At 46.9% G+C, this 20095-nt stretch carries 16 protein-coding genes and 1 riboswitch; of the genes, 4 read left to right on the top strand and 12 right to left on the bottom strand.

The genetic code is table 11. The annotated features are described in order from the left end of the window. The first annotated feature begins 644 nt into the window (after nt 1–644). On the top strand, nt 645–2099 hold the full coding sequence (locus AAA952_RS09095) for a diguanylate cyclase (protein WP_338256278.1): 1455 nt from the start codon (nt 645–647) through the stop codon (nt 2097–2099). A gap of 440 nt (nt 2100–2539) precedes the next feature. Continuing rightward, complete coding sequence (gene fusA, locus AAA952_RS09090) at nt 2540–4633, top strand: elongation factor G (protein ID WP_107402610.1); 2094 nt, start codon at nt 2540–2542, stop codon at nt 4631–4633. A gap of 161 nt (nt 4634–4794) precedes the next feature. On the opposite strand, the gene AAA952_RS09085 is transcribed toward fusA, so the two are convergent. Then, the gene (locus AAA952_RS09085; RefSeq protein ID WP_105251505.1) at nt 4795–5682 is read right to left on the bottom strand and encodes a LysR family transcriptional regulator; all 888 of its coding nucleotides are present in this window, start codon (nt 5680–5682) and stop codon (nt 4795–4797) included. A gap of 93 nt (nt 5683–5775) precedes the next feature. On the opposite strand from AAA952_RS09085, the gene AAA952_RS09080 reads away from it, so the two are divergent. Beyond that, the gene (locus tag AAA952_RS09080; protein ID WP_263204460.1) at nt 5776–5928 is read left to right on the top strand and encodes a hypothetical protein; all 153 of its coding nucleotides are present in this window, start codon (nt 5776–5778) and stop codon (nt 5926–5928) included. A gap of 268 nt (nt 5929–6196) precedes the next feature. On the opposite strand, the gene napB is transcribed toward AAA952_RS09080, so the two are convergent. The 11 genes from napB to AAA952_RS09025 form a co-directional block, all read right to left on the bottom strand. Beyond that, nucleotides 6197–6628, bottom strand: coding sequence for a nitrate reductase cytochrome c-type subunit NapB (gene napB, locus AAA952_RS09075; protein WP_173246752.1), 432 nt, complete (start codon nt 6626–6628; stop codon nt 6197–6199). Then, entirely contained in the window at nt 6625–9120 is a 2496-nt protein-coding gene (gene napA, locus AAA952_RS09070; RefSeq protein WP_219252213.1) for a nitrate reductase catalytic subunit NapA, read from the bottom strand. Before napA ends, napB begins: the two co-directional genes overlap by 4 nt. After that, nucleotides 9117–9386: a chaperone NapD gene (locus AAA952_RS09065; protein WP_338256268.1), complete on the bottom strand. Its 270-nt coding sequence runs from the start codon at nt 9384–9386 to the stop codon at nt 9117–9119. The genes napA and AAA952_RS09065 overlap by 4 nt, the downstream gene beginning before the upstream one ends. A gap of 253 nt (nt 9387–9639) precedes the next feature. After that, nucleotides 9640–11283 (bottom strand): DUF7305 domain-containing protein, encoded by a 1644-nt coding sequence (locus AAA952_RS09060; RefSeq protein WP_263207140.1) that lies wholly within the window; start codon nt 11281–11283, stop codon nt 9640–9642. Between the two features lie 18 nt (nt 11284–11301). Continuing rightward, nucleotides 11302–11871: a PilW family protein gene (locus AAA952_RS09055; RefSeq protein WP_131525379.1), complete on the bottom strand. Its 570-nt coding sequence runs from the start codon at nt 11869–11871 to the stop codon at nt 11302–11304. Nucleotides 11872–11873: 2 nt separating this feature from the next. Then, on the bottom strand, nt 11874–12284 hold the full coding sequence (locus AAA952_RS09050) for a type IV pilus modification PilV family protein (protein WP_131525378.1): 411 nt from the start codon (nt 12282–12284) through the stop codon (nt 11874–11876). After that, nucleotides 12281–12718: a GspH/FimT family pseudopilin gene (locus AAA952_RS09045; protein WP_338256262.1), complete on the bottom strand. Its 438-nt coding sequence runs from the start codon at nt 12716–12718 to the stop codon at nt 12281–12283. Before AAA952_RS09045 ends, AAA952_RS09050 begins: the two co-directional genes overlap by 4 nt. Then, a complete protein-coding gene (locus tag AAA952_RS09040) occupies nt 12719–13099 on the bottom strand; it encodes a type IV pilin protein (protein ID WP_006086002.1) in 381 nt (126 codons plus the stop codon). A 320-nt stretch (nt 13100–13419) separates the two neighbouring features. Next, nucleotides 13420–14628 (bottom strand): lipocalin-like domain-containing protein, encoded by a 1209-nt coding sequence (locus AAA952_RS09035; protein WP_338256258.1) that lies wholly within the window; start codon nt 14626–14628, stop codon nt 13420–13422. After that, nucleotides 14628–17237, bottom strand: a complete 2610-nt coding sequence (locus AAA952_RS09030) for an ABC transporter permease (protein ID WP_338256257.1) — start codon at nt 17235–17237, stop codon at nt 14628–14630. Before AAA952_RS09030 ends, AAA952_RS09035 begins: the two co-directional genes overlap by 1 nt. Next, nucleotides 17227–17901 carry an ABC transporter ATP-binding protein gene (locus AAA952_RS09025; protein WP_105251511.1) on the bottom strand — a complete coding sequence of 225 codons (675 nt, stop codon included), beginning with the start codon at nt 17899–17901 and terminating at the stop codon, nt 17227–17229. The genes AAA952_RS09030 and AAA952_RS09025 overlap by 11 nt, the downstream gene beginning before the upstream one ends. Before the next feature lie 447 nt (nt 17902–18348). Next, nucleotides 18349–18478: riboswitch (glycine riboswitch) on the top strand. 250 nt (nt 18479–18728) lie between these two features. Between AAA952_RS09025 and AAA952_RS09020 the strand changes: the two genes are divergently transcribed. Further along, nucleotides 18729–20087 carry an alanine/glycine:cation symporter family protein gene (locus AAA952_RS09020; protein WP_263178619.1) on the top strand — a complete coding sequence of 453 codons (1359 nt, stop codon included), beginning with the start codon at nt 18729–18731 and terminating at the stop codon, nt 20085–20087. The last annotated feature ends 8 nt before the right edge of the window (nt 20088–20095 follow it).

The raw sequence follows: 20095 nt of genomic DNA, 5'->3' as shown, positions 1-20095 counted from the left end.
ATTCGCAATTTGTTAAATCCAGCCTAGTGTCTATTCAATTAGTCTGTTTTCCTCCTATTTTTCTCTCGATAATCCCTTTTTACCTTCCACGACACCAATAATTGCACCATTTGGCTTTATATCAATTCTATTAATATCCGCTACAACTGTTCTATCAGATTCAGTTCCGGAGAATAAGGCGGCAGCTTTATCTCAGATTATAAAATCTTCTGCCATCTTTGCTTGATGCCCCCGCACAGTCCATCATGATCACGGTATAGCGGCCAAAGAACGTAGCTGTAGAAGTTAATGTGAGGTGCCGCTCCATATAATCGCAGTTTGCAAAAGGCACTATGATGGCTTTGGATGGCGAGTAAGGTTGGTTATTTAGGATAGCCCTGATGATGAAGCAATAAATATTGGCTTTTTTAAATGTGATACCAAATTCAGACTGAGTGAACTTAGGACTGAGTGAACTTAGCAACGTTCTTTCCCATCAACTGATTACCTTATGGAGATAAGTTTTGCTGATGTACGAAGGCGTTAAGACACAATGGGCAAACGAGCGTTTCGTATAAGCAATGATGGGAATTGGTATTGTGTGGTTTTCACGTATACACTTTTTACATTCCCCATCTAGCATCAGCTTTTAGGTTGAAATTTCAATGGAATTGCGTGGCTTATTGAGGTTATTGTCGCTATTGCTGTGTATGCCATTACTGGTGAATGCTGATCGTTTCATGGTGTCTAGTACTAAACTTGCGGATCAAGATGTTAGCGCCAAGTCTGCTGTGATAGTCCGTTATTGCGTTGATCCTGATTGGTTGCCCTATGAAGGAATACGAGAAGGTAAGCATCTGGGGATTTCATCGGACTATATTCGTCATGTTGAGTCACATTCTTCCCTTAAGTTTCAGCTAGTGCCGACATCTTCTTGGACCGAAACTTTATCTTTTTTGCAAAGTGGTCAGTGCGATTTAACCCCTATGTTGAATAAAACGCTAATACGCGAGACTTATCTGCACTTCAGTGATGTCTATTTCCGCTCACCCAATGTGCTCGTTTCACTTAAAGAACAGCCTTTTCTGCAAGGATTGGAGAATATCAATACGCGTATTTTAGCCGTGCCCAAAGGTTATCGTTTAGCCGAGTATATTCAGCATTATTATCCTCAGATAGAGATGCTTACTGTTGCCAGTGAACCTGCGGGATTGCAGTCGGTTCTGGATAAACGTGCAGATCTGTTTGTTGGATCAATGTTTTCGGTTAACGCTTACATTCAACAAATGGGATTTGATCATTTAAAAATTGCGGGTTGGGGCGGGCCGGAAGATGAGTTACGGATGGGGGGCGCTTATGGTCAAGAGTCCTTGTTACCCGTGATAAATAAAGCCTTAAACACTGTGAGTGAGCAAGAGCGGATCACGATTTATCAGAAGTGGAATAATGTGACTGTGATAGATGAGACTAACTATTCGCTTGTGTATCAAATTATCTGCGCGACGTGTCTGTTGCTCCTAATGTTGGGGGCGAGAACTTACTTTATGAGTCAATATAATCGAAGATTAACCGATAAGAATAAGCAGTTGGAAGCTTTACGCGAACAGCTTGAAGCGTCAAATGCCGAACTCGAATTTTTATCTACCCACGACCCCTTAACTAAATTGTATAACCGACATTACTTTAATCGCTTTTTTATTAATAACGAGCAGCATGATAAATCTGCTGGGGCAGGCATGTGCCTTGTAATGATTGATATCGACTACTTTAAAGAGATTAATGACACGCTAGGGCATAACGTCGGCGATCGCATTCTTGAGCAAGTGTCACAGGTATTACAGCACTGTGTGCGTGATTCTGATGTGGTCGCACGTTGGGGTGGCGAAGAATTTGTTATCCTCTGCCAACAGTCATCATTGCCATTAGTTGAAAGCTTGTGTGTGCGGATTGCGCAGAGGATTAATAATTATCAATTTACTGACAATGTTCACTTAACTTGTAGTTTTGGTGTCGCTAAGCTCGCAGAAAACGAACCTATACAATTGTGTTTTGAGCGGGCAGATCGAGCCCTTTATCGTGCTAAAACACAAGGGCGTAATCAAATGTGCATCGACACGTAAGGGTTTACTCAAGACTGATTTGTGGTTATTTGGCTAAAAGACTGCGATTGAAGTGAGTCGCGGATGTCATCTCTATTTTGGAGATAGGTATAACATGATTGTTCTAGCATCCATGCTTGCAGGTTAATGTTTGATGTTTGTACTGACGATATGATCGAAATCCCTTGAAAATCGCCTTATCCCATTAAAATGAGGTTTATTTAACGGTTTTTATTGATTGAGTGAAAAATAAGCTAAAGTGTTTTACTTATCTGTTTTAGTTCGTGTTTATGGCTATTTATCTAAATTATTACGCGACTTTATCGTGAAAAAGTACTCTAGCCATTTGCGCCGAGCAGGGTTCCAATTTACAATATGCGCCTAAAATAATCTGATGTGCGGTGTGTCGGTGTTTGTCGCATACTCCGTCTACTTCTTAAACTACTCATTAAAGTTGAATCATGACCGAATTATCCAAATACAGAAACATTGGTATCTTCGCTCACGTTGACGCGGGTAAAACCACGACCACCGAGCGTATCCTTAAGTTAACAGGAAGAATCCATAAAGCCGGTGAGACTCACGATGGCGAATCTACCACTGACTTCATGGTACAGGAAGCTGAGCGCGGTATTACTATTCAGTCTGCTGCTGTAAGTTGCTTCTGGAGAGATCACCGTTTCAACGTTATCGACACTCCAGGACACGTTGACTTCACCGTTGAAGTTTATCGTTCTCTGAAAGTGCTTGATGGCGGTATCGGTGTATTCTGTGGTTCAGGCGGTGTTGAGCCTCAATCAGAAACTAACTGGCGCTATGCGAACGAATCTGAAGTTGCGCGTATTATCTTCGTAAACAAGTTAGACCGTATGGGTGCTGACTTCTTACGCGTAGTTAAGCAAACTAAAGACGTATTAGCTGCTACTCCACTGGTTATGGTTCTGCCAATCGGTGTTGAAGACGAATTCACTGGTGTTGTTGATCTGTTATCTCGTAAAGCATACGTGTGGGATGAGTCTGGTTTACCAGAAAACTTTAATATCCAAGATGTACCTGCTGACATGGTTGACATGGTTGAAGAATACCGTGAAATGCTGATCGAAACTGCCGTTGAGCAAGACGATGCTGTGATGGAAGCGTACATGGAAGGCGAAGAGCCATCTATCGAAGATATCAAGCGTTGTATCCGCAAAGGTACTCGTACTATGGCTTTCTTCCCAACATACTGTGGTTCTGCGTTCAAGAACAAAGGTATGCAACTGGTTCTTGATGCTGTTGTTGATTATTTACCAGCACCAGACGAAGTTGAACCACAGCCATTAACTGACGAAGAAGGCAACGAAACTGGCGAATTCGCTATCGTTTCTGCTGATGAGCCATTAAAAGCGTTAGCGTTCAAAATCATGGATGACCGTTTCGGTGCCCTGACTTTCGTACGTATCTACTCAGGCCGTCTGAAGAAGGGTGATACCATCCTGAACAGCGCGACTGGCAAGACTGAACGTATCGGCCGTATGTGTGAAATGCTAGCTGATGACCGTATTGAAATTGAATCTGCTCAAGCTGGCGACATTATCGCTATCGTGGGTATGAAGAACGTTCAAACTGGTCACACTTTATGTGACGTGAAACACCCAGTTACCTTAGAAGCTATGGTGTTCCCAGAGCCAGTTATCTCTATCGCAGTAGCGCCAAAAGATAAAGGCGGTTCTGAGAAAATGGGTATCGCAATCGGTAAGATGATCGCTGAAGATCCATCATTCCGCGTAGAAACTGACGAAGATTCAGGTGAAACCATCCTTAAAGGTATGGGCGAACTTCACTTAGATATCAAAGTAGACATTCTGAAGCGTACTTATGGTGTTGAATTGATCGTAGGTGAGCCACAAGTTGCTTACCGTGAAACCATTACTCAAATGGTTGAAGATCAATACACTCACAAGAAACAATCAGGTGGTTCTGGTCAATTCGGTAAGATCGAATATATCATCCGCCCAGGTGAGCCAAACACTGGTTTCGTGTTCAAATCTTCAGTTGTTGGTGGTAGCGTTCCGAAGGAATTCTGGCCAGCAGTTGAGAAAGGTTTCGCGAGCATGATGAACACAGGTACTATCGCTGGCTTCCCAGTGTTAGACGTTGAGTTCGAATTAACTGACGGTGCATTCCACGCAGTTGACTCATCAGCAATCGCGTTCGAAATCGCTGCTAAAGGCGCTTTCCGTCAGTCTATCGCTAAAGCTAAACCACAACTTCTTGAGCCAATCATGAAAGTTGACGTGTTCAGCCCAGATGACAACGTGGGTGACGTGATCGGTGACTTAAACCGTCGTCGCGGCATGATCAAAGACCAAGTTGCTGGTGTAACAGGTGTTCGCGTTAAAGCTGACGTACCGTTATCAGAAATGTTCGGTTATATCGGTACTTTACGTACAATGACTTCTGGTCGTGGTCAGTTCTCTATGGAGTTCTCACACTACAGCCAATGTCCAGCTAGCGTAGCTGAGAAAGTTGTTGCTCAAGTTAAAGAACGTAAGGCTGCTGAAGCTAAGAAGTAATTCTTAACTTACCTTAGCTAATAAAAACCGCTGTCGGCCTCTAGGCTCGCAGCGGTTTTTTTATGGGCGAGATCCAACTGTAATCACCCGCTACGGCTGACGAAGTTTCGTATCCCGTTGTTTAAAATAATGTGATTGGTATTAGTTCTTGCTTTATCTTCTCAGCGTTCAGTTTTTTGTTTACTCAATTCGAGCAAGGCCTTGGCTGCCGGTGTTAAAGGTAAACTTTGGCGCCAAATAAGCGCCAGATCCCATGTCATTGCGGGCTGCATAGGTTTAAAGACCAGTTTACTGGTGCTTAATCGATTGCAGATAGGCTCAGGTAAAATAGCGACGCCCATATCGGCTTCGACCATGGCGGCGAGGAAATCCCACTGGCCGCTGCGAAAGGCAATATTTAGTTGAACACCTGCTTTGCGACTGAGGCGATTAATCAGTTTAGCGAGGGAGAAGTCTTCGTTATAGAGGATAAAAGGATAGGGCTGGAAGTCCTGCCATTTTAAGTGGTCTTTCTCGGCTAAGGGATGTCCTTCAGGCAGGCATGCGAGTAAAGGGTACTTAGTCAGGGGTTGGTTGACGAGTTCTGTCTCATGGGTCGTGGGGAGCGCGGTAAAGGCGATATCAAGACTGTTATTGAGCAATGCTTGTTCGCAGCCGAATCCACCGTACTCATACATGTGTAGTTCAACTCCCGGATAACGCTTACGATAGCTAGTGAGCAAACCAATAATAAGACTGCTCATCATAGGACATACACCCAGTCGCAACCGCCCCGATTTGAGACCGCTAAGGTTACTCATGTCCTCCTGCAGTCTATGCCATTGGCCGAGGATTTCCCGTGCACTGTGCTCAAAGAGCTGACCAGCTTGAGTTAACTCAACCTTTTGGTTATTTCGGATCAGCAAGGTTTCACCAAGGCTTTCTTCAAGTCTCTGGATTATTTTGCTTAGTGTCGGCTGGGTGATAAAACATTTCTGCGCGGCGCGGGTAAAGTTTTCAGTTTCCACTAAGGTCAGAAAACACTGTAAGGTCTTGATTGGGATGTTCATGCTCAAATGGAATCCATATTATGGAATTTATTCATTTTACTAATGATAGCCTAAGTATTACTTTGACCTTGTTAACAAAACAGGGGAATACCGATGAAATCAAGTTCAAGTCTGTGGGTAGGTGCTTTGTGGCAGGCGGCTATGCCTGTGGCAAAAGATGTGCAAAACACTAAAGCGGCGCAAGTAACTAAAACGGCTCCAGCGGGTGATTTGCATAAAGCAAAACAACAAGTAAACCCAGCCTAGGCTGGGTTTTTACTTTTCTGTGTTTTAGATTCTGCTCTTATTTTTATTTCCCTCGATTCTCACTTTGCCTTTTTAACTTCTGCTCAATCCCTTCCTTGGTGAAAGCACTGTTCAGCAACGGACGCTGAACCAGCGATAGACGTTTAGTCTTATATTTACTTGAATACTCATTACTGGCTCTAAGCTAACTCATTAGGATTGGATGCTTAAATAGCAAAAAAGCCACCCTAATCAATTCGGGTGGCTTGGCTTTGCAGGGGATGGAGATTTACTTGCCGGAGAACTGATTCTCGACGAGTGGTTGCTTGTTTTCGGCCTGAGCGACATGGCATTGAGTACAGAAATAGTTATGCCCGTTCACTGTGCCTTTATCATCAATCACGTGGGACTTAGCTACTGGCGTGGCTTTCATGCGTTTTGCCTTGTCCCAACTATGGCAGCTTAAACAGCCATTTTTATCTAAGGTGATCTTGTAATCGTCCTTATGTGGGATGAGTGGGGGTTGTTCGCTAAAACTGCGCTCAATGGCGGTGCCGCGACTAGGATAAATCGCCATGGCATCGGCTGGGCGAATGTCGGTGATCGCCATGTTTCCTGCGAGGGATTGAATATTAACTGGTGCTACGTTGGTGTCGGTTTGCTGACCTGAACAGCCGGTAATGGCGACGAGTAACGCAGTTAAGGTGAGTATTTTTCTCATTGGTTATTCTCCGCCTTGAAGACTTTCACTGGGCATTTTTTAAAGTCAGTTTCTTTTGACAGGGGATCGGTCGCATCCAATATCAGTTTGTTGACTAACTGGCGCGCATCGAAGAAAGGCATAAATACTACGCCGCGTGGCGGTTTGTTACGGCCTTTGGTTTCAACTCGGGTTTTCACTTCACCGCGCGGTGAGGCCACTATGACTTCGTCACCACGTTGTACGCCGCGAGCTTTCGCATCTTCTGGATGCATGAAAATTTGCGCGTCGGGGTAGGCACGGTAAAGCTCTGGTACGCGGGCTGTCATCGAGCCTGTGTGCCAATGCTCCAGCACGCGGCCAGTCGACATCCATAAATCGTATTCTTCATTCGGCTCTTCGGCGGCGGGCTCATAGGGCAGGGCGAAAATCACCGCTTTGCCATCTGGCTTGCCATAGAATTTAAAGCCTTCACCCGCTTTGACATAAGGATCGCTCCCCTCAACGAAACGACGCAGGGTTTCTTTGCCATTAACGACTGGCCAGCGTAGGCCGCGGGTTTCATGGTAACGGTCAAAGTCGGCTAAATCATGGCCATGGCCACGACCGAAAGCTGCATATTCTTCGAAAATACCTTTTTGCAGGTAGAAACCGAAGTGTCCGCTCTCATCGTTTAATTCGGCTTTGCAATCGGAAATTGGGAACTTGTCGATCACGCCATTGGCAAATAGCACTTCATATAAGGTTTTATCCGCGTATTCCGGTTGTTTGGCTATCAGTTCGGCTGGCCAGACTTCGGAGACTTTGAATCGTTTCGAAAATTCGACTAGTTGCCACAGATCTGAGGTTGCGCCTTCTGGGGCTTTTACTTGCTGATGCCACATATGAGTACGGCGCTCGGCGTTGCCGTAAGCTCCTTCTTTCTCGACCCACATTGCCGTTGGCAAAATTAAATCTGCCGCCATAGCTGTGATGGTTGGATAAGGATCTGAAACCACGATAAAGTTTTCTGGGTTACGAAAGCCAGGGTAAATCTCATCGTTGATGTTAGGGCCTGCCTGCATATTATTGGTACACATGGTCCAGTAACAGTTGAGCTTGCCATCTTTGAGCATACGGCTCTGGAGTACGGCATGGTAGCCAGGTTTGGCGGGAATTGTCCCTTCTGGCACTTGCCATAGCTTTTCGGTAATGGCGCGGTGCTTGTCGTTAGTGACTTCCATATCGGCGGGTAAACGGTGGGCGAAAGTACCGACTTCACGGGCAGTCCCGCAAGCCGAAGGTTGACCTGTTAATGAAAAAGGACTGTTACCCGGTGTGGCAATTTTGCCCGTGAGCAAATGGATGTTGTAAAGCATGTTGTTCGCCCACACGCCGCGAACGTGTTGGTTAATGCCCATGGTCCACAGACTCATGACTTTAACGTTAGGGTCGGCATAGGCTTTGGCTAAAATCTCCAGCTTCTCTGGCTCGACGCCACTCATCTTGGCGGCATATTCCAGCGTATAAGTGCTGACAAACTTGGCATACTCGTCAAAGCTAATGGGCGTGGATTTACCATTGCCTGGATTTTTAGCTTTTTTCTCTAATGGATGTTCTGGACGCAGGCCATAGCCTATATCGTCAACGCCTAAGGCAAACTTAGTGTGTTTGGTAACAAAGTCGGTATTAACTGCTTTATTTTCAATAATGTAATTGGCGATATAGTTGAGGATCACTAAGTCCGACTGTGGGCGGAACACCATAGGGTTATCGGCTAAATCGAAGCTGCGGTTCTCAAAGGTCGACAGCACATGCACTCGGCACGTTGGACTGCTTAAACGTCTATCGGATATTCTTGCCCACAGAATTGGGTGCATCTCCGCCATGTTTGCGCCCCAGAGCACAAACTGATCGGCGGCTTCTAAATCGTCATAACAACCCATGGGCTCATCGATACCGAAGGTGCGCATAAAGCCGCCTACGGCTGAGGCCATGCAGTGGCGCGCATTAGGATCTATATTGTTGGTAAGGAAGCCTGCTTTATGAAGTTTAGAGGCGGCATAACCTTCCCAAATAGTCCATTGACCAGAGCCAAACATACCTACCGACGTCGGGCCTTTGGTGGCGAGACTGTGTTTCCATTTCGCGGCCATAGTATCGAAGGCCACATCCCAGCTGACTGGGGTGAACTCACCTTCTTTATGGTATTTGCCGTCTTTCATCCGCAGCAATGGCGTGGTTAATCTGTCCTTGCCGTACATGATTTTTGATAGGAAATAACCTTTAATACAGTTAAGGCCACGGTTGACTGGACTTTCAGGATCGCCCTTAGTGGCGACCACTTTGCCCGCTTGGGTGCCCACTAATACGCTACACCCCACACCGCAGAAACGGCAGGGAGCTTTATCCCACTTGATACTGTCAGCTTGTTCGGCGGCTTCGACCATCTTAATGGGAAGTGTGACGCCAACGGCCGTCGCAGCGGCAACCGCTGCGTTGGCCTTGAGAAACTCGCGGCGGCTTATGCTCATAATATTTCCTCACTCTCTTGTACTAAGGGTTCTACTTGGTGGTAAATCAAGCTGGCAGATAACACGCCGGACAGGGCATTGATGGCTTCAATATTGTCAAGAATCGCTCTTTGGCTACTCCCTTCTAGGGTAACGACCAATTTTCCTTCGGGTGTAATTGCATGAATATCAGTACCCACTATTGCGCGGATATTGGCTTCAACCTGCTGTAAGGTTTTAGGCGTGGCATGCACCACAAGGCTGGTGACGTGGTATTCCTGACTCATATTGGATGACCTGTAGTAGCGTAAACTCGGTTACTTAAGATTAAAAAGGAGGGTAACCGAGTGCTGATACTGGCGAGTCTAGACCTGATAAAAAATGTGGGTATACCTCACAAGAGGTATTGAAAGCGATAGTCGATCCGGATCAAAGTTTTGCGAGTGATCTAACTCCCAGTTTGATATTTAAGCTTTGAGATTATTGTAGATGAGAGGCTTTGTACTTGGCCGTATATGGGATACGGCCAATGGAGCAGGATTATAAGTATTGCCAACCTTTAAGCACTATCGCAGGCGGAATAGCATTTTCACTGCCCAAATCGGCTTCGCCTAGGGCATTGTCATAATGGATCTTGCCATTGCCCGTGGCGGTGATGGATTTACCTCTTACTGAGCCGAAGATTTCGGGACCACCGGGCAGATTGACTTTGGATTTAGGCGCATAAAGCGCGGCGTAAATCGGTACGCTTCCACTGACAGTCACATCTTTATTTGAACCCGAATAAATCGCTAACGGCGGTTTATTGCTGCTGGTTAGGGTTTGGCTTTTAATGCTATTACCGTTATTGGTGCCTGCCGTAAAGGAAATCTCACCATTCACAAATAGCGTTAGGCTTGAGCCTGGGGCGATATTTAGTTGGTTTGCGCCACTCATTTTAAAGTCACCATTGATTATCAGTGTGACATCCCCACCGCTGATGTTTAATACACCATCGCTACTCATGACTAAACTGTCGAGATTAAATACTGGGGTTTCAGAACCGAAGATATTCTCTGAACTTGAGGACAGGGCAGGAAACGCATTACTGTTACCTGAACTCGCAGTCGAGCCCGTTGGGGAAATGGTTACATTCTGGGTTGATGCAATTGTTCTTGCGCCATTGTTGGGCATTTTAAACCCTCCCATTACGGCACCAATATCTAATGGATCACAGGACTTAGTGGGAACGGGAGATACATTGGGTGCTAGATTCACCGTTTGGCCAATGCTGCTATTTTGATGAAAGGTGCCATCGCCGCCATATTGAAGTGTCCCATTCACTTTGGCACCGGGAGCTGTTGATGCATTCTGATTGGCTTGCACTGAGCCTTCAACAGTCCCACTGTTCTTTAGCTCGAAATTCTGACCCGCAGTGATATTCCCCCCGACTGTACCTGTGCCTAAGATGACATCTTTATTGCCTTGAATATTGCCCATTAGGGAAGATGAGCCTGTTAGGGTGACATTTCCCGTTGCACTGACATCGCCGTAAATCGGCGAATTGCCCGACAAGGTTACATCGGCATTCGGTTCAACCGTCGTTACATTGCCTTTGCCATGCTTATTGAGTTGGTTGTTGCCTTGAGCATTGTTGAAGCTATCGCCGTAGGCGCCTTTACGTGAGTCGTAACCATCGATTGTGCTACTGCCGGTGAGATTGAGGCTCTCGCAGGAAACGATGGCATCGTTAAAAATGTTATTACCCTTTGCGCCCTTTAGGGCAAAGAGTGCATTGAGTTTCGCTTGACCTTCTAAGTGTTGCCCTGTGCTGTTGACGCTGAGTTCGGCGCTCGGGGTCACGGTTTTTGTCAACGTATAGGCGCTGCTGTCGATACTGCCTGAGGCACTTTTTGGCAGGCTGTCATTTAAGGAGGTCGTAGTGCTTTGGGGTACTTTAATTAAAGTCGCATTGAGGGTGTTATAGCTTTCATACATGCCTTGTTCGGCGGTGAGTTGCGCATTGACTTGCTTCTGGAAGTTCCCGCTCAGTCGCTCTTGTACTAAGTTATCTCGCAATGATGTCACGACTAATAAACTGGCTAATAGGCTGAAGACTAAGACGATAAGTAACACTGCACCCTTTTGCTTATTGATACTGCCGCGAGGTGGCGAAGCGTGAGCAAATGAACGTCCCGTGTGCATGTCTGTGCTTCCTTGTGCCTATGGCACTTGTTGTGAATTAATGGCTTGTTGCCAAAGGGGTTTACGCAGTGCGACCTGCAAGCTAATACCCTGACCATATTGCGTCGGCAAAGCTAAGGGCTTCAGATTGATGCTGACGAGTTCACCAGCTTGAGAGAAGTGAGCCGCTTCTAGCCCGGTGAGGAGTGTTTGCGCGCCATCACCATCGTTGCAGGATAAGTTAGGTGCCATAAAGCTAAATGTTTCAATATAATCAGCGGTTTTACTTTGGCCTAAACAGCTAATACTTGGTTGGCTTGCGGAGGCGCGCGTGCTTAAGACGAGTTCGTTAGCCGATACAAGGGCGACGTTATCAGCCTGTTTGATGCTTTTACTGAGCGTTAGCGTGGCGTATCTTAAGGCGTCAGCGGCATTTTCTAGACGTTTACTTTCCTCAACGGTGGCCTTAAGTGGCGCAAAGAAATTGATCACAGCGATCATGATGATCAGCCCTAATACCATGGCAATCATCAGTTCGGATAAGCTAAACCCCGATTGTCTTAAGGCGGGTTTAATGTGTCTCCATTGAGTGTGATGAGCTGAAATCACAGTTAGGCCTTACACAGATGGGGAAAACTGGCGTTAAGACTGACGCTATTATCGGTATCGACTCGACCATCTTGCCAAGTCACAGTAATTGCCATGTTGTCTTGATAAGTGGCGGGTAACACTAAGTCAAAGCCTACGGGGAAATCTTGGCTTAAACTGGCTCTAAAATTGATATCTTCGAAGCGGGCGGGTTGCTTTTGCACTTCGCATAACCTTGGCCAAATCTGTTCAATGACATTTTGCGCTTGCACTGTGGCAACTGTGTATTGAAAGCTATTGGTGGCATGTTGTAGCGATGATAGCTGCGCTTTTGCCAGTGCAAGCAATGAAGTGACTGATACCACGAGTGAGACTAAAACTTCTGTCATGGTAAAGCCAAGGTGTTTTTTACCTACGTGATTAAAGGCTTTCATGCACAATCCCCGCTCTGAAGCTGACTTTGGCCGCTCGGTAAAATGCATAAATTCATGTTTTCACCTTGACTGTTCGCCAATGAAATACTGGTTTTGGCTGTATTGCCCGTGGCACTGATGCTGATACTAGCCAGTCCTGTTACAGCAACCCCACGTGTCGGGGGCGTAAAAACCTTCAATTCGTTATCGTCGCTATCTTTAATGACCCAAAGTCCCGCTTCTGTTGCCGTGAGGGTAATTGAAGTGCTGCGTTTTATCGCTTCGCTGCGGGCAAATTTATAGCTAGAGACCAATTCATTCGCGGCAGCGGTTAGCTGTTCACGTGCCATAACATCGCGGTACGAAGGGAGGGCTAAGCTGCCTAAAATACCGATAATCGCGACGGTAACCATAAGCTCAACTAAGTTAAATCCTTGATTCCACGTGTTCGACATTTAATTTGTCCAACAATTGGCAGCAGGAGTTCGCACGCCTTTCTGATTAATGCTTAAGGTGCCACAGCTATCCGATTGGCGGCTGGTTGGGACTGCCGAGAGGGAGAAACTTAACTTGTCGTCCGCCGGTGTGTAGCTAAAAGTGTAGTAAGGACTGTTGGTTAAGGTTTGCGCAGCAGGATACTTACCTTGACGGGAATAATTGCGTTCTAATGCTTGCACGCTCGTCATCAAATATTGCTGGGCATCGAAACGACGACCTTGCTTTAGGTATTCGGAAAAAGAAGGGATAGCGATAGCGGCGAGAATGCCGATGATGGCTACGACGATCATGAGTTCAATTAAGGTAAACCCTTTCTCTATGCGGATGATAGAACTCATTAACAACTCCATTTGTGCTGGCTGATGCGTATTGCAGTTACTCATAAATACGAGAGTTAAACTGTTTCTTTTATGTTATGACAACGTTGTCATTTGATTTTATGATAATGTATTTGGGTTGACTTTAAAATGCAACAATTGGTTGATTATTAGTCTTTAACTCGATCGCAAATAGGGCGTTATTGTGGGCTTGGTCACGTATCTGATGTTGATATATCCTTATATAACAGTGGCTTAAGATGATTTTTTCAACATGGCTATCTTGTTATGTTACTTCGCGCTGACTTAGCATTTCTGGTTATTAAGAGCGATGTTTAGGCTCAATAGCCCGTTAGCTCCATATAACCCGTACCTGTATGGCTGCCAGAGAGTTGCACTGGGCCTTCCCAGTAGGGCGTTGATAATGGCATAGCGCTATTGGTATTGAGCGGGGTGATAGTGAGATCGATATTTTCGCTGGGGATTTTTACCTGCCAGCTAACGGGATAGTCGCCATTGACTGTGTGTTGCCATTTAAGAGGCGTCATCTGAATGTCATTGGGATTGTCAGTGGAATTGATGTTGCGCCCAGTGCCATCGGCAAACATTCTTCTGGCGCTATAAAATGCTGAGATAGGTGTATTCTTTGCGGACTCTGCTGAAGACTGATCCCGTAGCTGAAACAACATCAGCGTCGAGTCATCGTTTAACCTGAGCGCGAACCAATCCCAGCCTTGTTGCGTTTTAGTGAGAAATTGCGAGCTCCATTCTCTGTCGAGCCAGCCTTGGCCTGTGACTCGCTCCATTTTGCCATTGCGGTTGATTTCACCTGAAATTTCAATAAAGGGTTGGCTGTAATAGTAAGAGGCCACTTGGCCATCGCGACTTTTAAGGCTATAGCCGTTAGCGCCTTGGTATTGCAGTGGCGCTTGGCTATTCAGCTGAAGTCGATAGCTAAAATCAGGATTCTCCACCGTTAAGGTCGCGGGAAAGAGTGCATTGGTTTCGCTCTGCCAGTGCCAGTTATCGAGGCGGATTTGATAAGGATCTAATTTCACCTCGGCAAACTCGCTATGGCGGCGCGACCACTTTTCGTGGGCCAAGTGAGCATTACTCGAGGTTAATGCGCTGTGGGCCAAGTAAAGCTGCTGAGTCTCCCAAGTGGATTCACTTTTGGGCGTTGCATCTGTTACTTGCGGAACTATTATTTGTGGAGCGATTGTTTGCAGAGTTGTGGGTTTCAGGGCGACTCTAAACTGAGTCCACTGAGCGCCGAGTTGCTCACCTGTTTCTGTCGTTAAATTCGCGGTCAGATACCACCATTCCTGGCGAAAGCCATTGTGCGCCAAGTGATCCCGCGGAAATTCAAATCTATAGCCGGGAACAACAGGCGTAAAAGCTAAATCATCTTGATTAGTAGAGGTTTTCCCCACCACATTGGCCATGGATTTGGACTGAGTGTTTTGCGTTGATGGCGTTTTATCACAGCCGCCGATAAGCATTAACCCAACTACTGCCCATACAATACTGTTTAGATTGAGTGTTTTCATCACAGGGTCTCCTGCTGCAGACTGGCGACCAGTGGCTTGCGGGTTTGCCAATACAGCGGTAAGAGTACGGCTAAGGTGCAGGTGGTTAAGGCAATCAGTATTGCTTCGCCATAGGCTTGCCAATCCCAAATCATTTTTATCGTCCAGCCAAAGGCTTGCAAGGTGATCTTATTAATAAGCAGGTAACCTAACAGCGCGCCCGTTGGCATAGCGAGCAGGCAAGTGATCAGTACCACAATCAACATCTGCATAAACACCATACCGCGCAGAGCATTACGACTGACGCCGAGGGAATACAGCCGTGCCAGTGGCGCTTGCCTTGCCTGAGTCAACATTAAGCAGGCACTAAAGAGGCCAATCGCGGCGACAATCAAGGTTAAACTATTCAGCACTAAGGTAATGGAAAAAGTGCGTTTAAACATAGCGATAGCTTGGGTTTTAATCTTAGTTTGGCTGTAGATTTGTGCTTGGGATAAACCTAACTCAGTCGCCAGTTGGACTTGTAGTTGATCAAGCTGCGCTTCACTTATCCTACTGCCTTGCTCTTTACCGTGAAAACTTGCCGCTAAACTCACCGGCAGTACAGGTAACTGGGCCCGGTGCCAAAGTGGCTGGCTGATAATCACCTCGTTTCGGGTATTGCCGTGGTCATAATAAATGCCGCCAATAATGGCTTTGCTGTTACCTGTTTTCTCGAGCACATCCAATGACACAGTATCACCAAGCTGTAATTGGTATTTGATGGCAAGAGGTTCGCTCACCAATACAACGGGTGCATTAAAGTAGGATTGCCACAATGTGGGCAGGCTTTCCTTAAGCGCACTGGTGTGCCTAGTCGAAAATTCATCGCGGCTGAGTAGGCTCACCGGAATCGTCTGCTCGCTCGGATTATCCGTCGAAACTGGCAGTGAAAGCTGGGCTTCAATTTGCCACTGCTGATAAAGACCGCTGACTCTAGGATCGTGCATCAATTGGGTTTGAATAGTGTCGATACGCTGGCTCGGTGGGCGGATATAGAGATCGGCATGCAAGCGAGTTTCTAGCCAAGTTCGCAGGGTTTGTTCGAAGCTACCCACTAGGGTGTTCATCGACACATTGGCACTGAGCGCCAGTAAGATCGCCATCATAGCCAAGGAAAGCGGTGCAATAAGCTCACGGGTTTCGGCGAGCAGATATTGCCATAATCCAGGACGTGCCAAGGGCATTAACGCACTGACGCCCCAATGCAATAATTGTGGTAACAATAAGGGAATAGCGATAGCGACGATACCGAGCAACACTAAGCTGATGTTATAGCTTTGGCTGAAGGGAAACAGCAGAGCCGCTAAGGTCAATAAGCCACAGGCTAAGGCAAATTGAATGCTATGGTTTTTGCGGTGTGCCTGCATTTGCCGATAACGATTCGCCCCTTGCGCCAATGCTTGGCGGGTAAGATCTAAATACAAGGGCAAGCAAGCGGCGAGCGCGGCAATTAAGGTGAGGGCAATTGCCTCAAAAAGCCAAGTCCATTGCCAAATACCAGGGAGTAAGTGGGCGCCATACATTTGCTCTAAGGTCATGGCGACCATAGGTTGCAGCCAGTGGCTGAGTTGCAAACCACTGATAAAGCCCAGACTTGAGCCTATGACAACTAACAAAATTAATTCGAACATCAGTGCCGTCATCAAGGCGCGGCGCTCAATTCCCTGTTGTAATAACTGCACTAACAATTTTTGCCGCTTCATTAGGCTGTAGCGCACACCGTTGTAGGCGATAAAGAGGCCGACAACAAAGGCTAACATGCTCATGGCATTAAGATTAAGGTGAAAACTGCGGGTCAATGCTATCAGTGCTTGGCCTTGATCTTGCTGGCTAAAACTGGCCTTTTGCGGCGTAATCCCTAAAGCGTCGAGTTGGGATTTTAGTTTAGGTAGGTTTTCTCGCTCACTGAACATGGCGATATAGCTCAATCTGCCTTGCATGTTTAGTAATCGCTGGGCGAGGGACATATCGGCCAAGATGGCGCTGCCGAGACCAAAACTGTCATCAATTGCAATGACATCTAAGGTGCTATTTTCTAAAACAAGTTTACCGTCGGGTGCCACTTTGGCAGCTAGGCTGCGGCTCATGATTACTGTGGCTGCGCCGCTGAGGAGATCGGCAAGCGGTAAGTCATTCATCTGTGGCGAGGTGGCTGATTGTGTGTCGGTCGAGGCGTTACTTCTCGATTTTTGTAGTGTTAATGCAGCGATCAAATCGCTGCCTTCCAGTTGCCAGAACTGACCGTTTTTACTGGAGATTTTGCCACTTACGACGGCGAGACTCTGACTTAATCCGGCTCGTCTCAAGGCGAAATAGACAGATTCATCTAAAGTGTTTTGTCCAAGGGGCGGCGTGAGTAGCACATCGGCGCGTTGGCTCAAAAGCTCAGTCGCCTCGCTATAGCTGCGCACGGCATTGTCGTTGGTTGCCTTGACTCCAATGAGCAGAGTCACAGCTAAGGCGATACCGAGCAGAATGGCACCTGCTTGTATGGGCGCATGGCGATAATGGGCGATAAAAACCTTTAGGCTGAGCCACGTCAGCCTAAGCCCCGAGGGCGTCGCCTTAGTGAGCAGTTTATTGTTCATAGATAGCGACTGCACCTTGGGATAAATGCCAACGTTTTTGCATGAAGGCGGCGCATTCTTCGCTGTGGGTGACCATCAAGATACTAGTTTGGCTTTCCCGTGCCAGTTCACACAGTAGTGCCATCACTTGTTTGCCTGACACATCATCTAAGTTACCCGTAGGTTCGTCGGCCAGTAGCAAGGTCGGTTTATGGGCTAAGGCGCGGGCGATGGCGACACGCTGTTGTTGACCGCCTGACAGGGCTTCAACTTGGCGGTGAAGTAATGGCATCAGCCCAAGTTTTTCAACCAGATAGTCACACCAAGGCGACCATGGCTGCGCGGTTAAACTTAAGGAGAAGGCGATATTGTCTTTCACGTTGAGTGGCGTGAGTAAGTTAAATTGCTGAAACACGACACCTAAGGAATTACGTCTGAAACGGCTCCACTCTTTATCTTGCCAAGTTGAGGTGGATGCTTGTTCTAGCAAGATTTCACCCGAGTCTGGCATTTCAAAACCGGCGATCAGGTTGAGTAAGGTGCTTTTGCCGCTGCCGCTGGGACCTGTAAGCGCCACGGTTTCACCTCTGTGGATCTGTAGATTAACCGCTTGAAGTACTTGATGATATTGCTCACCATCGCGAAAGCCTTTGGTGACTTGGTTAAGCTTAGCGACGTCGGCCATTGAGCAACTCCTTTATATCCATTGGCGGCGGGTGTGGTAAGCCGTGTTTCAAACTGTGGCGGCAACTTACTTAGTGGCCGCAATTTAGCATTGCCATTCTATGTTCAAGATAAAGCATTTTCTATTCAGATAGATACTGATTTTTCTTGTAATAGGATCATCCACTGAGTAACAAAACATAAATCGTCATTTGGTGTAAAAATAGTCAACTGGATTAAATCCTCCGCGAACTGTGAGCAAACGGCTTGAGCTGACGCCGCATTTGTTGCATTCTGTGCGTCCTGTTAGCTTGGGAGTCAATCTCAATCTAGCAATCCGTTCGGATGAAGGTAGCAGGAGAGTGGGGAATTGACCCCACACCGACGAGGCAACTTTGGTTTTACAGAAGCGAGTCTTCTTATAAAAACAAAGCACTCTTTCAGGTGCCGATAGGCGTGGACTGTTACTGGACGAGCCTCTGGAGAGACTACCAGTTGCACTCATTGTGCAATCAGGTGGCGCCGAAGGCGAAAGTGTTGTGGTGTTATTGTATAACCTGCGACGCGAAACGCTCAGGCAAAAGGACAGAGGAGAGGATGACTGCACAGTCCCTGTCGTTTGTCGTCGTGGGCTATTTTTACTCTTTTGCTTGAGATGGAGCACTTTTGCTCTTATTGAAAGCACTCGTGTAGAGCTCTCGCTTGCTACGCTTTTAGCGTTCAGCTTAGGCGATTCTCGGCCGAGATTAGGTCAAAATAGTTTGCAATAGCGTCCGACTGCGGCGCGTCACAGCCATTTCTTTTCCTCCTCCGTTTATTAATTTTGTTGTTTAATATTCGAGGAATATCATGAGTTTTCAAGCTTTACTTGCCAGTATTAATGGCATCGTCTGGGGCCCAATTACCCTTTGTTTGCTGGTGGGTACAGGGGTTTACCTCACTGTGCGTCTCAAGCTTATCCAAGTATTTCGTCTGCCGATGGCGATGGGATTATTGTTTAAACCCGCCAAAGGTCATGGGGATTTATCTTCCTTTGCCGCGCTTTGTACGGCGCTGTCCGCCACTATCGGTACCGGTAATATTGTCGGCGTGGCGACGGCAATAAAAATGGGCGGGCCAGGGGCGTTATTTTGGATGTGGCTGGCGGCATTTTTCGGCATGGCGACTAAATATGCTGAATGTATGTTGGCGGTAAAGTACCGTACCACCGATGCGCGCGGGCAGATTGCGGGTGGCCCTATGTATTATATCGAACGCGGCCTTGGTCTACCTTGGATGGCGAAATTGTTCGCTCTCTTTGGGGTTGGTGTGGCCTTTTTCGGTATCGGTACTTTTGCACAGGTTAACGCCATCAGCGATGCACTGACGATTGCCTTTGAAGTGCCGACTTGGTTGACCGCGACTGTGTTGACTGTGTTAGTTGCCGCGGTCACTTTGGGTGGCGTCAAGCGCATTTCAAATGTGGCGCAAAAACTTGTGCCTGCGATGTCGATTGGTTATGTGCTGGCTTGCGTGTGGATCTTAGTCGGTTTCTCCGAGCAGATTTTACCCGCCTTAGCTTTAGTGCTTGAATCTGCCTTTACGCCACTCTCAGCTGCGGGGGGATTTTTAGGGGCGACAGTCGCGCAGGCGATTCAAATCGGTATTGCCCGCGGTGTGTTCTCGAACGAATCTGGATTAGGTAGTGCACCCATTGCCGCCGCTGCCGCTAAGACCAATGAACCCGTTGAGCAAGGTTTGGTCAGCATGACGGGCACCTTCTTCGATACCATTATCATTTGCACTATGACGGGGTTAGTGCTGATCATCACTGGGGTATGGAGTGGTGAGACTGCGGGCGCGGCGATGACGAGTGCTGCTTTTGCTCTGGGAGGCTCAGCGCTTGTGGGTCAGTATTTGGTGACGATTGCACTAGTGTGTTTTGCATTTACCACGATTTTGGGCTGGCATTATTATGGTGAACGCTGTTGGTATTACTTAGTCGGTGAGCGCGGGTTACGCATGTATCAAGTGGTGTTTTTGGTGCTGATTGCGGGTGGTGCTTTTATCAAACTTGATGTGATTTGGTTGTTGGCCGATACGGTTAATGGTTTGATGGCTATCCCTAACTTGATCGCCATTGTGGGCTTGAGGCATATCATTATCGCCGAAACCCAAAGTTATTTTGCTCGTATCTTACCTAATCAAACCTTAGAGACGGCTTCTTAGAGACGGCT

It is taken from the genome of Shewanella sp. M-Br, from assembly GCF_036245925.1.
Classification (GTDB): Bacteria; Pseudomonadota; Gammaproteobacteria; order Enterobacterales; family Shewanellaceae; genus Shewanella; species Shewanella oncorhynchi.
This window is presented reverse-complemented; position numbering and strand designations above follow the sequence as displayed.

Coding starts and splice junctions, on each gene's coding strand:
- AAA952_RS09095 (WP_338256278.1), top strand. CDS start 645: ATGGAATTGCGTGGCTTATTGAGGTTATTGTCGCTATTGCTGTGTATG.
- AAA952_RS09045 (WP_338256262.1), bottom strand. CDS start 12,718: ATGTCGAACACGTGGAATCAAGGATTTAACTTAGTTGAGCTTATGGTT.
- napA (WP_219252213.1), bottom strand. CDS start 9,120: ATGAGCATAAGCCGCCGCGAGTTTCTCAAGGCCAACGCAGCGGTTGCC.
- AAA952_RS09060 (WP_263207140.1), bottom strand. CDS start 11,283: ATGCACACGGGACGTTCATTTGCTCACGCTTCGCCACCTCGCGGCAGT.
- AAA952_RS09020 (WP_263178619.1), top strand. CDS start 18,729: ATGAGTTTTCAAGCTTTACTTGCCAGTATTAATGGCATCGTCTGGGGC.
- AAA952_RS09050 (WP_131525378.1), bottom strand. CDS start 12,284: ATGAAAGCCTTTAATCACGTAGGTAAAAAACACCTTGGCTTTACCATG.
- AAA952_RS09040 (WP_006086002.1), bottom strand. CDS start 13,099: ATGAGTTCTATCATCCGCATAGAGAAAGGGTTTACCTTAATTGAACTC.
- AAA952_RS09065 (WP_338256268.1), bottom strand. CDS start 9,386: ATGAGTCAGGAATACCACGTCACCAGCCTTGTGGTGCATGCCACGCCT.
- napB (WP_173246752.1), bottom strand. CDS start 6,628: ATGAGAAAAATACTCACCTTAACTGCGTTACTCGTCGCCATTACCGGC.
- AAA952_RS09035 (WP_338256258.1), bottom strand. CDS start 14,628: ATGAAAACACTCAATCTAAACAGTATTGTATGGGCAGTAGTTGGGTTA.
- AAA952_RS09025 (WP_105251511.1), bottom strand. CDS start 17,901: ATGGCCGACGTCGCTAAGCTTAACCAAGTCACCAAAGGCTTTCGCGAT.
- AAA952_RS09030 (WP_338256257.1), bottom strand. CDS start 17,237: ATGAACAATAAACTGCTCACTAAGGCGACGCCCTCGGGGCTTAGGCTG.
- AAA952_RS09085 (WP_105251505.1), bottom strand. CDS start 5,682: ATGAACATCCCAATCAAGACCTTACAGTGTTTTCTGACCTTAGTGGAA.
- AAA952_RS09080 (WP_263204460.1), top strand. CDS start 5,776: ATGAAATCAAGTTCAAGTCTGTGGGTAGGTGCTTTGTGGCAGGCGGCT.
- fusA (WP_107402610.1), top strand. CDS start 2,540: ATGACCGAATTATCCAAATACAGAAACATTGGTATCTTCGCTCACGTT.